Source organism: Synechococcus sp. FACHB-909 (genome assembly GCF_014698945.1).
Lineage (GTDB): Bacteria > Cyanobacteriota > Cyanobacteriia > PCC-6307 > Cyanobiaceae > Cyanobium.
The window spans coordinates 17,281-28,664 of the sequence record NZ_JACJTY010000014.1 but is presented as its reverse complement, the minus strand read 5'-3'; the positions used below and the strand labels follow the sequence as shown (position 1 = coordinate 28,664).

The window sequence follows — 11,384 nt, the reverse complement described above, 5'->3', positions numbered from 1 at the left end:
TCCGGCACGCCATGGACCGGCCCGGGCTCAGACGGCGAAGGAGCTGCCGCAGCCGCAGGTCTGGGAGGCGTTGGGATTGGTGAAGTTGAAGCCGCCGCCGATCAGGGCTGAGGAGAAGTCCAGCTGCATGCCGTAGATGTACAGCAGGCTCTTGGGATCGCTCACCACCCGGAAGCTGGGGGCGCCGGCGGGTTCGTAGGTGTAGGTCTCGTCGTCGGGAAGGATCTCCGAACCGTCGATGAAATCCATCGTGTAGCTCATGCCGCTGCAGCCGCCGGAGCGCACGCCCACCCGCAGCACCTTCTCGCCCCCCTGGGAGGCCATCAGGGTGCCCAGCTGGCGCATGGCCGGCTCGGTGATCAGGATGCCCTTGCCGTCCACCCCGGTGTGGGTGACGGCCACCTCGGCTGGCATGGTCGCTGCCTGGCTGGAGGCGGGGGTCTGGGTGGAGCTGCTCATCGTGCGCTGGGGGGTCGGATGGGGGGAATCGGGCCGCCGGACGACGCGGTGAACGACCACTCTATGGAGATCCCTCCCCGGTGGGTAGGCTCCGGTCCATAGAGTCAGGACCTTCACGGGAATCCAAGGGTGCGGGTCGCCATCGTGGGTGCGGGTCTGGCCGGTCTGAGCGCGGCCGTCGATCTGGTCGATGCCGGCCACACGGTCGATCTGTATGAAGCCCGCCCCTTCATGGGGGGCAAGGTGGGCAGCTGGGAGGACCCGGACGGCAACCACATCGAGATGGGGCTGCACGTCTTCTTCTTCAACTACGCCAACCTCTTCGCCCTGATGCGCAAGGTGGGGGCCATCGACAACCTCCTTCCCAAGGAGCACTGGCACCTGTTCGTCAACAGCGGCGGCGACCTGCGGGCCCTGGATTTCCGCTTTCCCGTCGGGGCCCCCTTCAACGGCCTCAAGGCCTTCTTCACCACCCCCCAGCTCGACTGGATCGACAAGCTGCGCAATGCCCTCGCCCTGGGCACGAGCCCGATCGTCCGGGGGCTGGTCGATTACGAGGGGGCGATGAAGGTGATCCGTTCGCTTGATGCCATCAGCTTCCAGCAGTGGTTCCTCAGCCATGGGGGCAGCCCCCGCAGCATTCAGAGGATGTGGAACCCGATCGCCTACGCCCTCGGCTTCATCGACTGCGAGGCCATCTCGGCCCGCTGCATGCTCACCATCTTCATGATGTTCGCCTCCCGGACGGAGGCCTCCAAGCTCAACCTGCTCAAGGGATCCCCCCACCGCTGGCTGACGGGTCCGATCCTTGACTACATCCAGGCCCGTGGCGGCCGCCTGCACCTGCGCCACCGGGTCAGCGAGGTGCGCCACGAGGAGCGCAACGGCCAGACCGTCGTCACCTCCCTGGTGCTGGGCACCCCGGACGGGGAGAAGCGGGTGGAGGCCGACGCCTACCTGGCCGCCTGTGATGTGCCGGGAGCCCAGCGGCTGCTGCCCCAGGCCTGGCGCCGTTTCCCCGAGTTCGCCGCCATCGACCGGCTCGAGACGGTGCCGGTGGCCACCGTGCAGCTGCGTTACGACGGCTGGGTGACCGAACTGGGTGACGGCGCCGGCCCCGCCGCCCGCCGGTCCGACCTTGGCCGCCCGGCGGGCCTCGACAATCTCCTGTACACGGCCGATGCCGACTTCAGCTGCTTCGCCGACCTGGCCCTGACCAGCCCGGCCGACTACCGGCGCGAGGGCCTGGGATCTCTGCTGCAGTGCGTGCTCACCCCCGGTGATCCCTGGATCCCCAAGAAGACGGAGGAGATCGTCGCCCACACCGATCGGCAGGTGCGTGAGCTGTTTCCTTCCGCCGCCGGCCTTCAGCTCGTCTGGAGCAACGTGGTGAAACTGGCCCAGTCCCTGTACCGGGAAGCCCCCGGGATGGAGCCGTTCCGCCCTGACCAGCGCACCCCCGTGGCCAACTTCTTCCTGGCCGGCAGCTACACCCGCCAGGACTACATCGACTCGATGGAAGGGGCCACCATGAGCGGAAGGCTTGCCGCCGCCGCCATCCTGGATCAGCCGGTGGCGCTGGCCACCTGCGCCGCGGTGGCCTAGGAGCACAACCATGGGCAAATGGCTCGAGCACAGCGTCACCACCGAGATCCAGGCCCCGGTGGCCCGGGTCTGGGAGGTGTGGAGCGATCTGGAGGCCATGCCCCGCTGGATGCGCTGGATCGAATCGGTCGTCACCCTTGACGACCCGGACCTGACCGACTGGACCCTGGCGGCCCAGGGGTTCCGTTTCCACTGGAAGGCCCGGATCACCGAACGGGTCGACTGCCAGCGGCTGCACTGGGAATCCGTGGGCGGCCTGCCCACCAAGGGGGCCGTCCGCTTCTATCCCCTCGGGCCCGATCTCACGGCGGTCAAGCTCACGGTGAGCTATGAACTGCCCGGCGCGCTTGCACCCCTGATGGAACCCACCATCATGGGTGGCATCGTCACCAAAGAGCTGCAGGCCAACCTTGACCGATTTCGCGACCTGGTGGAGAAGGGCTGACCGGCGCCTCAACGGGCGCCTCGGCATCGGTGTGGTCGCCGGGCTGATGCTGACCGGATGCGGGGCGTCCCCCACGGTGGAAGCCCCACCGGCGCCAGCGCCTCCGCCCCAGGCCGCTCCCACGCCCTCCTCCGGGGCCGTACCCGAGGGCCTCACCCCCCTTCCCACCTCCCAGCAGGTGGTGAGCGCCTTCCGCATGGGTCGCCAGGATCCCTTCGGATCGCTGGTGCCGGAGCTGGTTCCCGGAGCGGTGACCGCTGCCGCTTCGGCCCAGGCCGCCGCCACGCCACCGCCCTTCCTCAAGGACTTCCGCGTCACCGGCGTGATCAACAGCGGTGGCCAGAGCGAAGCGGTGGTGACCTACCGGCAGCTCAGCGGCAGCCTGCGCCCCGGCGACCGGGGTGGCCGCAACACCGATCTGCTGCCCTCCGGCTGGAGTGTGGCCTCCGTCGATGTCGCGAACGGCAGCATGATCCTGCAGAGCGGCAGTCGCCGGGTCAAGGTCGAGCTCTGAGGGACCGGCTGCAGGCGGCCACAAGCCCTTCCAGGTCGTGGGGATCCGCCTCTGCGTCCACCCGCCCGAGCCGCTCCAGGCAGCGGCGGCTGGTCTGGGGGCCGATCGAGACCACCTGCACCCCTTCCAGCCGCTCGAGCCAGGTCTCCCCGAAGCTCTCGGCCAGCAGCCGCGCGGTGTGGTCCACCGTCTTGCCGCTGCTGAAGGTGATGGCATCGAGCCCGCGCCGCTCCAGGGCCTGCAGGGCCCCACTGGGGAGTCCGGCCGGACAGCGGGTCTCGTAGGCGGCCACCTCCACCACCCGGGCACCCGCCTCGGCGAAGGCTTCCGCGAGCAGCGTGCGCCCGCCGCTCTGCACCCGCGGCAGCAGCAGCCGCTGCCCCCAGCCCGATACCGGGAAATGCTCGATCAGGCTGTCGGCCAAAAAGGCCGGGGGCACGAAATCGGCGGGGGCCCCCAGGGCCTCCAGGGTCTCGGCGGTCTTGCGCCCTACCGCCGCCAGCCGCACCCCCCGGGGCCGTCCGGACAGGCTGCTCCCCCGGCGGACCAGCCGCTGCTCCACGGCGTCCACCCCGTTGGCGCTCGAGAAGATGATCCAGTGGAACTGGTCCAGTTCCGCCAGGGCATCGTCGAGGGGGCCCCAGAGATCGGGGGGGCCGATCACCAGGGCCGGCAGGTCGATGACGCTGGCTCCGGCCTGCTCGAACAGATGGCGGGCCGCGCCCAGCTGGGTTTCGGCCCGGGTCACGGCCACCGTGCGGCCCGCCAGTGGCGGCGTTGCGGCCATCAGGCGTCCAGCCGGACGAGGGCGCCGGCCCGGTGGGCCAGCTCCCGGGCCTGCTGCGGTTCCCCCTGGGCCTCCAGCAGGGCGATCGCCCGCCGGAACCCGTCTCGGGCGCCAGGAATGTCGCCGGCCAGCAGCAGGGCGGCCGCCAGGTTGCGCTGGGCGTCGGCGTGCTCCGGGGACAGGCTCAGGGCCCGCCGGTAGGCGTCGATGGCCTCCAGCAGGCGGCCCCGCTGGCGCTCGATCAGGCCCAGGTTGAACCAGGCCAGGGGAAGCTCCGGGCAGAGGTCCGTCACCGCCGCCGTCAGGGCCGCCGCCTCCTCCAGATCTCCCTGGCGCAGCAGCAGGGCCCCGAGGTTGAGCCGGGCCCCCAGGCTGAGCCGCCCATCCAGGGGCAGGGCCAGGGCCTGGCGATAGAGCGCGATGGCGGCGCCGGGCTCGTCGGGGGCGCGGGCGATGGCGAGGTGGAGCAGCAGTTCGTAGCGCTCGGCGAGGGCGTCGGCCCCGGCGCGGGCCAGGCCCTCCTCCAGCAGGGCGAGGCCCCGGCGGCGCTGCCCCTGGCTCACCTCCAGGGCCCCCAGCTTGGCGCAGGCGTAGGGATCCCCCGGCCGGGCGGCCAGCTCCGCCTCCATGGCCGCGCGCAGGCGGGCGGCCTTGTCGCGTCCGGCCACAATCTCGGGGCGGTAGCCCTCGTGCACCAGGGCCGGCTCCGGGCAGGTCACCACCTGCCAGTCGGGCTCCTGCCCCAGCAGGGTGGTTACGCTGTCATCGACCATGGCGTGGTAGCGGCGGCTCCAGCGGATCGCCGGATGGCGGCGGAACAGGCGGCTGACGCTGGAATAGGGCGACTGGGCGGCCCCCACCTCCTGGCGCAGCAGGTTGACCAGCAGCGCCCGGGGCTGCTCCATCAGGGCCCGCAGCGGCGCGCGGGCTTCCGGCCGCAGCCATTCATCCGCATCCAGCACCAGCACCCAGTCGCCCGTCACCAGATCCAGGGCGTGGTTGCGGGCGGGGGCGAAGTCCCCCGGCCAGTCCAGGTGGTGCACGCTGGCGCCGCAGGCGGCGGCGATCTCAGGGGTGCCGTCGTCGGAGCCGGTGTCCACCACCACCATCTCGTCGACGAAGCCGGCCACCGAAGCCAGGCAGCGCTCCAGGCGCTCGGCCTCGTTGCGCACGATCATCGACAGGCTCAGCATCGGACGCTGCGGGCAGGACGGTCGTGCCAAGAGGCTAGGTGGCGGCGGGTGCTCAGTCGGTGAAGTCCACCGCGGTGGCGGCGCTGGCGGCGGTGCTGGCGTCGTCGTCGGGGGTGGCGCTCTCCTGGGGTCCGAAGCCGAGGCGGCCCAGCAGTTCGCCCTGGGCCAGGGCCATCTGGCCCGGCGACCAGGCGGCCGGCACCTGGGGATCGAGAAGGGCGGCCAGGGCCTCCCAGGCATAGGGGCTGCCGTAGACGGCCAGGCCCGCCAGCCGGCCGGCGGCCTGGAGCTGGCGGATCACCGCCGGCCAGGGATCCGGGCCGTCGGCCCGGCCGCGGAACGGGTTGCCGCGCACGAACAGCTGCAGCAGCACCGGCCCCTCGCCCAGCCGCTCCAGGGCCAGGGGGGCCTCCCCGTCCCCGCTCCAGGGGGAAGGGCCCTGGCCGTCCATCAGGCAGGTCCGCAGTCCGGCGGCGGCCGGCAGGGCCAGGGCCGGGGCGCCGGCCGGCAGGAAGGGGCAGGCCAGGCTGTTGTCGAGGCGGATCAGGTTCACCCCGGGGCCGCCGGGCGCCGGGCCCCGCCCCCGCGACACCAGGCTGCGCCGCACCAGCTCCAGGGCCAGGGCCCGGTCGGCGGGGGCGGGGCCGTTGCTGAGGCCGCCCAGGGGCGCAGGGGCGGTGCCGCCGTCGTCGGCGGGGCAGCGCTCCAGGGCCCGGCGGCGTCGCCGCTGGCTGGCCTGCAGTTGCTCCAGGCCCAGCCTGCCGCTGGCCACGGCCGCCACGATGGCGTCGATCGCCCCGTCGGCATCCCCCGGCATCAGCACCAGGTCGGCCCCCGCCTCCAGGGCCAGCACCGCGGCCTCCGAGGGGCCGTAGCGGCCGGCAATCGCCTCCATCACCAGGGCGTCGGTGACGATCAGCCCCTCGAAACCGAGCTCCTGGCGCAGCAGCCCGGTGAGCACCGCCCGCGACAGGGTGGCCGGATGGTCGCGGTCGAAGGCCGGCAGCAGCAGGTGGGCGGTCATCACCGCGGCCACCTCCGCCGCGATGGCCTCCCGGAAGGGCGGCAGCTCCACCGCCTCCAGGCGCTCGCGGCCGTGGGGGATCAGGGGCAGCTCCAGGTGGGAGTCGCTGGCGGTGTCGCCGTGGCCAGGGAAGTGCTTGGCGCAGGCGAGCACGCCTTCGGCCTGGACGCCGCGGCAGAAGGCGGCCGCCAGGGCTCCGGCCGTGGCCGGGTCCTCACCCCAGGCCCGCACGTTGATCACCGGGTTGGCCGGGTTGTTGTTGACATCGCACACCGGGGCGAGCACCCAGTTGAGCCCCAGCTGGCGGGCCTCCCGGCCGGTGCAGGCCCCGTAGCGCCGGGCCAGATCCAGGGCCAGGGCGGGATCCTCGGCATGGATCCGGGCCAGGGCCAGGGGCGGCACCAGCCAGCTGGCCCCCTCGAAGCGCTGGCCCACCCCCTCCTCCACGTCGGCGCAGAGCAGCAGCGGAGCGCCGGCCCAGGCCTCCAGCTGGCGGGTGCGTAGCCGCAGTTCGGCGGCGCTGCCCCCCAGCAGGATCACCCCGCCCACCCCGCGCAGCAGCAGGCGCTGCAGGCTGGCGTTGTCCAGCTCCCAGCGGGGGTAGCGCCGCTGACCATCGGCCGGGTGGCCGCTGCAGCGCACCACCAGCAGTTCGGCGGCCAGCCGATCCAGGGCCTGGGGCGCGAGGGCGGCCTGGGGCGAATCGGGGAGCGCAGCCATGGGCGGGATCAGCTGTCGCTGTCGGTGTCAGCCGCGGGATCCGCTTCGCCCGCTTCCGCCAGCGGCTCCTCCCGCCCGCGTCGCTCCGTCTCCAGGCGCTGCAGCAGTCCCAGCACCGTGTTGCCCTTCTCCAGACCCCGGTCGAGGACGAACACCACCTCCGGGGTGCGGCGCATCTTGAGGCGCCGGCCCAGCTCCCCTTTCACATAGGCGGATGCCGCCTGCAGGCCGGCCATCGCCACCTCGCGATCCTCGGCGCTGCCGAAGATGCTCACGAAGATCCGGCAGTGCTGCAGGTCGCCGGCCACCTCCACGTTGGTGACGCTGACCATGCCGTGGTGGACCCGTTCGTCCTTGATGCCGCTCATCAGCAGCTCGCTCACTTCGCGGCGGATCAGGGCCGCCACCCGTTCCACCCGTCGGCTCTGGGCCATGACTACGACAGCGGTGCCGACTGCACCATGGCACGCAGCACCAGGGTGAGGCTGACCAGTCCGCTGATCAGGGCGCCCACCAGGGCCACCGCCGTGACGGGGTTGCTGCGGCGCCGGGCCAGCGGCTCGAACACCGAGTTGAACACCCCCAGGCTGAAGGCGATCAGATAGCGCGGATAGCGCGTCACATTGACGAAGAAGTCCTTCATGGCCTCGGCGACGGTCCTGCTCGGATGCTGGCTACTCTGCCGCCCGGGGCCACGCCCAGCCGGCCCGGAGGGTCCATGGAGCTGCATCAGTTCAGACATTCCGCCTTCTGCGAGAAGGTGCGGCTGCTCCTGGCCCGCAAGGGTCTCGAGGCCACCATCGTCGAGGTGACCCCCGGCCTGGGGCAGCTGGAGCTGTTCCGTCTCTCCGGGCAGCGGCAGGTGCCGGTGCTGGTGGACGGGGGCGAGGTGATCGCCGATTCCACCGCCATCGCCCTGCATCTGGAGGCCACCCACCCGGAGCCGCCCCTGCTGCCGGCCGATCCGGTCGCCCGCGCCCGGGTGCTGCTGCTGGAGGACTGGGCCGACACCGCCCTGGCCCGGGGCGCCCGTCTGGCCCTGCTCCAGGCCGCGGCCAGCGATCCGGTGCTGCGCGCCGCCCTGCTGCCCGAGGCCACCCCCGCGCCCCTGCGGGATCTGGTGGGGGCCCTGCCCGGCGGCCTGATCGGCTCCGCCACCGAGGCGATGCGTGACCTGCTCGGGCCCTGTGAGGTGCGGCAGCTGCACCGCAGCCTCGAGCAGCTCGCCCTGCTGGTCAGCGAGCGCCCCTACCTGGAGGGGGATGGCCTCACCCTGGCCGACATCGCGGTGGCGGCCCAGCTCTATCTGCTGAAGTTCCCTGCCTGCGCTGGCGCCCCCCTGGCGGGTCGCGGGGTGGAGGGCATCGCCGACAACCCCGTGCTGGAGCCCCTGTTCGCCTGGCGCGACCGGGTGCACGCCGCGGTGGGTCGGGGCTGAGGATCCCCGCCGGGGCAGGCCCTCCACCCGTCAGGATGGGGGCCGCCGTTGTTCTGGCCGTGTCCGATCCGCTGCTGCGGGAGCTCGACCATTACGTGGTGCTGGAGCCCGGCAAGGGCGAAAGCATCCTCAGCGCCGCCGAGACCCTTGATTGGCTGGCCGCCCACCTGACGGCCCTGGCCGAGCCCCCGGCCGACCTGGCCGACCTGGCCGATCCCGAGGCCCGGGCCGGCCGGCTGCTCGACACCGCCTGCGAACTGGAACTGGCGCCGGGCTGCGCGATCCAGTGGTTCGCCGTGCGGCTGGAGCCGCCGTCCTGAACGCTCCGGCGTCCCTCAGTTGAGCGAGGGGCGGGACTGCCCGTCGGCGTCCTGCAGCCGGACGGGGTCGGCCGGAGCCGGGGTGGGGTCGCGCAGCACCGAGGGCAGTGCCTCCAGCACCTGCAGGGCCACCGCGGCGGGCTGGCCCCGCTGGACCACCGTCAGGTCGGCCTGGGCGTAGAGGGGCCGGCGCTCGTGCAGCAGCGCCTCCAGCCGGGCGGCGGGATCGGGCGTGTCCAGCAGGGGCCTGGGCGTGGGGTCGGCGGCCAGACGGCGCAGCAGCTCCTGTGCGGGGGCTTCGAGCCACACCACCACCCCCTGGCGCATGTGACCCCAGTTCTCCGGCCGGGTCACCGCCCCGCCGCCGGTGGCCACCACCAGGGAATGCCAGCTGGCGATGCCGTTGAGCACGGCGGTCTCCAGGGCACGGAAGCCGTCCTCTCCGTCGCTGGCGAAGATCTCGGCGATCGGCCGGCCGGCCACCTCCGCCAGGGCGGTGTCGGCATCGATGAAGCGATAGCCGAGGGCCTCGGCCAGGGGGCGTCCCACGGCGCTCTTGCCGGCCCCCATCATCCCCACCAGGTAGATGTTCAGGCCATCGAGACGGCGGGCCAGGTCCCGGTGCGAGGGGCGGGGCGGGGCGTCATCGGCTGGGGCCATGGGTTCGCGGTCGGCGGCGGTCCGGACCCCGTTTCTAGGATGGGCGTCCCCTGGGCCTCGGCGATGACCGCAACCCGGTTGACCGCCCCTCCTGCGGCACCCTCCCCCACCGGCGCCGCCCACGGGCGTGGCCGCCCCTGCGTGATCACCCGCCGGGCCACCTTCAGTGCCAGCCACCTCTACCGGCTGCCGGAACTCGATGACGCCGAGAACACCCGGCGCTTCGGCCGCTGCAGCCTGGCCCCGGGCCACGGCCACAACTACGAGCTCACCGTGGCGATGGGCGGCCCGCTCGACGCTGACGGGATGGTGCTCAACCTCTCCGACGTCAAGCACGCCATCCGGCGGGAGGTGACCGAGCCGCTCGACTTCCGTTTCCTCAACGAGGTCTGGCCCGAGTTCGACCTCTCCCGCCCCGACGGCCGGCTGCCCACCACCGAAGCCCTGCTGCTGGCCATCCGCGACCGGCTGGCCCCCCATCTGCCGCTGGTGGCCCTGCGGCTCCACGAACAAACCAACCTCTGGGCCGACGTGCTCTGCGGTTCCACCATCGATCCCATGGAAGCCTTCCTCTCCATCCGCACCCATTTCGCCGCGGCCCATCGCCTGGCCCGCCCCGAGCTCAGCCAGAGCGAGAACGAGGCGATCTACGGCAAGTGCGCCCGCCCCCATGGCCACGGCCACAACTACCTGCTCGACGTCACCGTGCGGGGCCCCATCGATGGGCGCACCGGCATGGTCTGCGACCTGGCCGCGCTGCAGCAGCTGGTGGCCGACCTGGTGGTGGAGCCCTTCGACCACACCTTCCTCAACAAGGACGTGGAGCACTTCGCCGGCTGCGTTCCCACCGCCGAGAACATCGCCCTCCACATCGCCGACCTGCTCAGCGCCCCGATCGCCGCCACCGGGGCCCGGCTGCACAAGGTGCGCCTGCAGGAGAGCCCCAACAATGCCGCCGAGGTCTTCGCCGAGACGCCCCAGCTGGAGATGGTCCCGGCGGCCCTCGAAGCCCTCGCGGCCGTTTGAGTCCGGCGGCGGCGGATCCCCGACCGAGCGGCCTCCGGCCCGAGCTGCGGCTTGTTCTGGCGGTGAGCCTCGACGGCCGCCTGGCGCCGGCCGAGGGGGGGGCGGCTCAGCTGGGGGGCGCCGCTGACCGGCTGGTGCTGGAGGAGGCCCTGGCCTGGGCCGATGCCGTCCTGGTGGGAGCCGAGACCCTGCGGCGCCACGGCAGCACCTGCCTGATCCACAGCCCCGCTCTGCTCGAGGCTCGCCGCTCCCAGGGCCGCAGCGACCAGCCGATCGCCATCGCGGTGAGCCGCAGCGGCCGGCTACCCGCCGCCCTGCCCTTCTTTCGCCAGCCCCTGGAGCGCTGGCTGCTGCAGGCCGCCCCGCTGCCCCCCGCCGCCCCTGCCGAGGGCTTCGATCGTCACATGCCCCTGGACAGCTGGCCCGAGGCCCTGGCGGCCTTGGCGGCCCTGGGTCAGCGGCGCATCGCGGTGCTGGGGGGGGCGAAGCTGGCGGCGGCCCTGGCGGCCGAGGACCTGCTCGATGAACTCCAGCTCACCGTCTGCCCCCGCCTGCTGGGGGGCCCCCACGGCTGGCTGCCGGCCGACGCCCGGGTGGCCCCGGCGGCCCGGGCGGGCTGGCGGCTGGTGGAGCACCGGGCGCTGCCGGGGGACGAACTGCTGCTGCGCTGGCGCCGCCCCGGGGCTCAGGGCGTGACCTCCTGAAGGCCGTAGCTGCCGAAACGCCTGCCGAGTTCCCGCAGCGGCATGTCCCGCAGGCTGTCGGTGGGCAGGCCGAACATCCTGGCCAGGCAGCGCTTGACCACCTCCTCGCTGTCATCGCCGAAGCGGCCGCTCACCATCTCGGTGAGCACCCCCAGGCTGCGGCCGCTGTTGTCGGTCTCCTCGATCAGGCACTTGCTGGTGGGCACCGCCAGCTTGCGACAGGGATCCTGGAGGCTCTTCTCCAGGTCGGCCCGGCCGGCGGAGACCGTTTCCACGCAGACCCGGGTCAGCTGGTTCTCCAGCTGGGGACGCAGCAGCATCAGCACCGGCCGCAGCAGCCCGGCCCTGGCGGGCGCCGCAGACACGACCAGCGCCGTGGCGGCCGTCAGGAGCACCAGGATCCGCAGGGGCTTGGCCATGGCGGGGGAAGGACGCTCGGTCGCAGGGAATCAACCGTTAGTTTTGCGCCTGCCCCCTCCCCCCTGCGTT

The 11,384-nt window shown here is 72.8% G+C and carries 15 protein-coding genes; 7 read left to right on the top strand and 8 right to left on the bottom strand.

Annotation, left to right across the window (positions count from 1 at the left end; translation table 11 throughout):
• Nucleotides 1-27: 27 nt before the first annotated feature.
• Nucleotides 28-459, bottom strand: a complete 432-nt coding sequence (locus H6G99_RS16000; RefSeq protein WP_502707698.1) for a HesB/IscA family protein — start codon at nt 457-459, stop codon at nt 28-30.
• Nucleotides 460-588: 129 nt separating this feature from the next.
• Here H6G99_RS16000 and zds point away from each other — a divergent pair, with 129 nt between their 5' ends.
• The 3 genes from zds to H6G99_RS15985 are packed head-to-tail and all read left to right on the top strand — an operon-like array spanning nt 589 to nt 3,023.
• Complete coding sequence (zds, locus tag H6G99_RS15995) at nt 589-2,064, top strand: 9,9'-di-cis-zeta-carotene desaturase (RefSeq protein WP_094587314.1); 1,476 nt, start codon at nt 589-591, stop codon at nt 2,062-2,064.
• Between the two features lie 10 nt (nt 2,065-2,074).
• Nucleotides 2,075-2,509 carry an SRPBCC family protein gene (locus tag H6G99_RS15990; protein WP_094587313.1) on the top strand — a complete coding sequence of 145 codons (435 nt, stop codon included), beginning with the start codon at nt 2,075-2,077 and terminating at the stop codon, nt 2,507-2,509.
• Nucleotides 2,475-3,023, top strand: coding sequence for a hypothetical protein (locus H6G99_RS15985; protein WP_143594183.1), 549 nt, complete (start codon nt 2,475-2,477; stop codon nt 3,021-3,023). Before H6G99_RS15990 ends, H6G99_RS15985 begins: the two co-directional genes overlap by 35 nt.
• Here H6G99_RS15985 and H6G99_RS15980 read toward each other — a convergent pair.
• From H6G99_RS15980 to H6G99_RS15960, 5 genes are read right to left on the bottom strand one after another with little or no spacing between them, the layout of a single operon-like run.
• Nucleotides 3,007-3,810, bottom strand: coding sequence for a uroporphyrinogen-III synthase (locus H6G99_RS15980; protein ID WP_190612569.1), 804 nt, complete (start codon nt 3,808-3,810; stop codon nt 3,007-3,009). The two genes, H6G99_RS15985 and H6G99_RS15980, sit on opposite strands and share 17 nt — an antisense overlap.
• A complete protein-coding gene (locus tag H6G99_RS15975) occupies nt 3,810-5,003 on the bottom strand; it encodes a glycosyltransferase (protein WP_094587310.1) in 1,194 nt (397 codons plus the stop codon). The genes H6G99_RS15980 and H6G99_RS15975 overlap by 1 nt, the downstream gene beginning before the upstream one ends.
• A gap of 52 nt (nt 5,004-5,055) precedes the next feature.
• Nucleotides 5,056-6,747: a glycoside hydrolase family 3 N-terminal domain-containing protein gene (locus H6G99_RS15970; protein WP_190612567.1), complete on the bottom strand. Its 1,692-nt coding sequence runs from the start codon at nt 6,745-6,747 to the stop codon at nt 5,056-5,058.
• Nucleotides 6,748-6,755: 8 nt separating this feature from the next.
• A complete protein-coding gene (rbfA, locus tag H6G99_RS15965) occupies nt 6,756-7,181 on the bottom strand; it encodes a 30S ribosome-binding factor RbfA (RefSeq protein WP_094587371.1) in 426 nt (141 codons plus the stop codon).
• 2 nt (nt 7,182-7,183) lie between these two features.
• Nucleotides 7,184-7,390 carry a DUF751 family protein gene (locus H6G99_RS15960; protein WP_094587370.1) on the bottom strand — a complete coding sequence of 69 codons (207 nt, stop codon included), beginning with the start codon at nt 7,388-7,390 and terminating at the stop codon, nt 7,184-7,186.
• A gap of 75 nt (nt 7,391-7,465) precedes the next feature.
• Between H6G99_RS15960 and H6G99_RS15955 the strand changes: the two genes are divergently transcribed.
• On the top strand, nt 7,466-8,185 hold the full coding sequence (locus tag H6G99_RS15955) for a glutathione S-transferase family protein (protein ID WP_094587369.1): 720 nt from the start codon (nt 7,466-7,468) through the stop codon (nt 8,183-8,185).
• A 59-nt stretch (nt 8,186-8,244) separates the two neighbouring features.
• Complete coding sequence (locus tag H6G99_RS15950) at nt 8,245-8,505, top strand: CRR7 family NDH-1 assembly protein (protein ID WP_094587374.1); 261 nt, start codon at nt 8,245-8,247, stop codon at nt 8,503-8,505.
• Nucleotides 8,506-8,520: 15 nt separating this feature from the next.
• On the opposite strand, the gene H6G99_RS15945 is transcribed toward H6G99_RS15950, so the two are convergent.
• On the bottom strand, nt 8,521-9,165 hold the full coding sequence (locus tag H6G99_RS15945) for a shikimate kinase (RefSeq protein WP_094587368.1): 645 nt from the start codon (nt 9,163-9,165) through the stop codon (nt 8,521-8,523).
• Between the two features lie 63 nt (nt 9,166-9,228).
• Between H6G99_RS15945 and H6G99_RS15940 the strand changes: the two genes are divergently transcribed.
• Complete coding sequence (locus tag H6G99_RS15940) at nt 9,229-10,191, top strand: 6-carboxytetrahydropterin synthase (RefSeq protein WP_094587367.1); 963 nt, start codon at nt 9,229-9,231, stop codon at nt 10,189-10,191.
• Nucleotides 10,188-10,895 carry a dihydrofolate reductase family protein gene (locus H6G99_RS15935; RefSeq protein WP_094587366.1) on the top strand — a complete coding sequence of 236 codons (708 nt, stop codon included), beginning with the start codon at nt 10,188-10,190 and terminating at the stop codon, nt 10,893-10,895. Before H6G99_RS15940 ends, H6G99_RS15935 begins: the two co-directional genes overlap by 4 nt.
• On the opposite strand, the gene H6G99_RS15930 is transcribed toward H6G99_RS15935, so the two are convergent.
• Nucleotides 10,877-11,314: a hypothetical protein gene (locus H6G99_RS15930; protein WP_094587365.1), complete on the bottom strand. Its 438-nt coding sequence runs from the start codon at nt 11,312-11,314 to the stop codon at nt 10,877-10,879. The genes H6G99_RS15935 and H6G99_RS15930 overlap by 19 nt on opposite strands.
• Nucleotides 11,315-11,384: the final 70 nt, after the last annotated feature.

Excerpts from the sequence above, each read along its gene's own strand:
- H6G99_RS15940 (WP_094587367.1), top strand. The coding sequence starts at position 9,229 with ATGACCGCAACCCGGTTGACCGCCCCTCCTGCGGCACCCTCCCCCACC.
- H6G99_RS15975 (WP_094587310.1), bottom strand. The coding sequence starts at position 5,003 with ATGCTGAGCCTGTCGATGATCGTGCGCAACGAGGCCGAGCGCCTGGAG.
- H6G99_RS15945 (WP_094587368.1), bottom strand. The coding sequence starts at position 9,165 with ATGGCCCCAGCCGATGACGCCCCGCCCCGCCCCTCGCACCGGGACCTG.
- H6G99_RS15980 (WP_190612569.1), bottom strand. The coding sequence starts at position 3,810 with ATGGCCGCAACGCCGCCACTGGCGGGCCGCACGGTGGCCGTGACCCGG.
- rbfA (WP_094587371.1), bottom strand. The coding sequence starts at position 7,181 with ATGGCCCAGAGCCGACGGGTGGAACGGGTGGCGGCCCTGATCCGCCGC.
- H6G99_RS15970 (WP_190612567.1), bottom strand. The coding sequence starts at position 6,747 with ATGGCTGCGCTCCCCGATTCGCCCCAGGCCGCCCTCGCGCCCCAGGCC.
- H6G99_RS15955 (WP_094587369.1), top strand. The coding sequence starts at position 7,466 with ATGGAGCTGCATCAGTTCAGACATTCCGCCTTCTGCGAGAAGGTGCGG.
- H6G99_RS16000 (WP_502707698.1), bottom strand. The coding sequence starts at position 459 with ATGAGCAGCTCCACCCAGACCCCCGCCTCCAGCCAGGCAGCGACCATG.
- H6G99_RS15930 (WP_094587365.1), bottom strand. The coding sequence starts at position 11,314 with ATGGCCAAGCCCCTGCGGATCCTGGTGCTCCTGACGGCCGCCACGGCG.
- H6G99_RS15990 (WP_094587313.1), top strand. The coding sequence starts at position 2,075 with ATGGGCAAATGGCTCGAGCACAGCGTCACCACCGAGATCCAGGCCCCG.
- H6G99_RS15960 (WP_094587370.1), bottom strand. The coding sequence starts at position 7,390 with ATGAAGGACTTCTTCGTCAATGTGACGCGCTATCCGCGCTATCTGATC.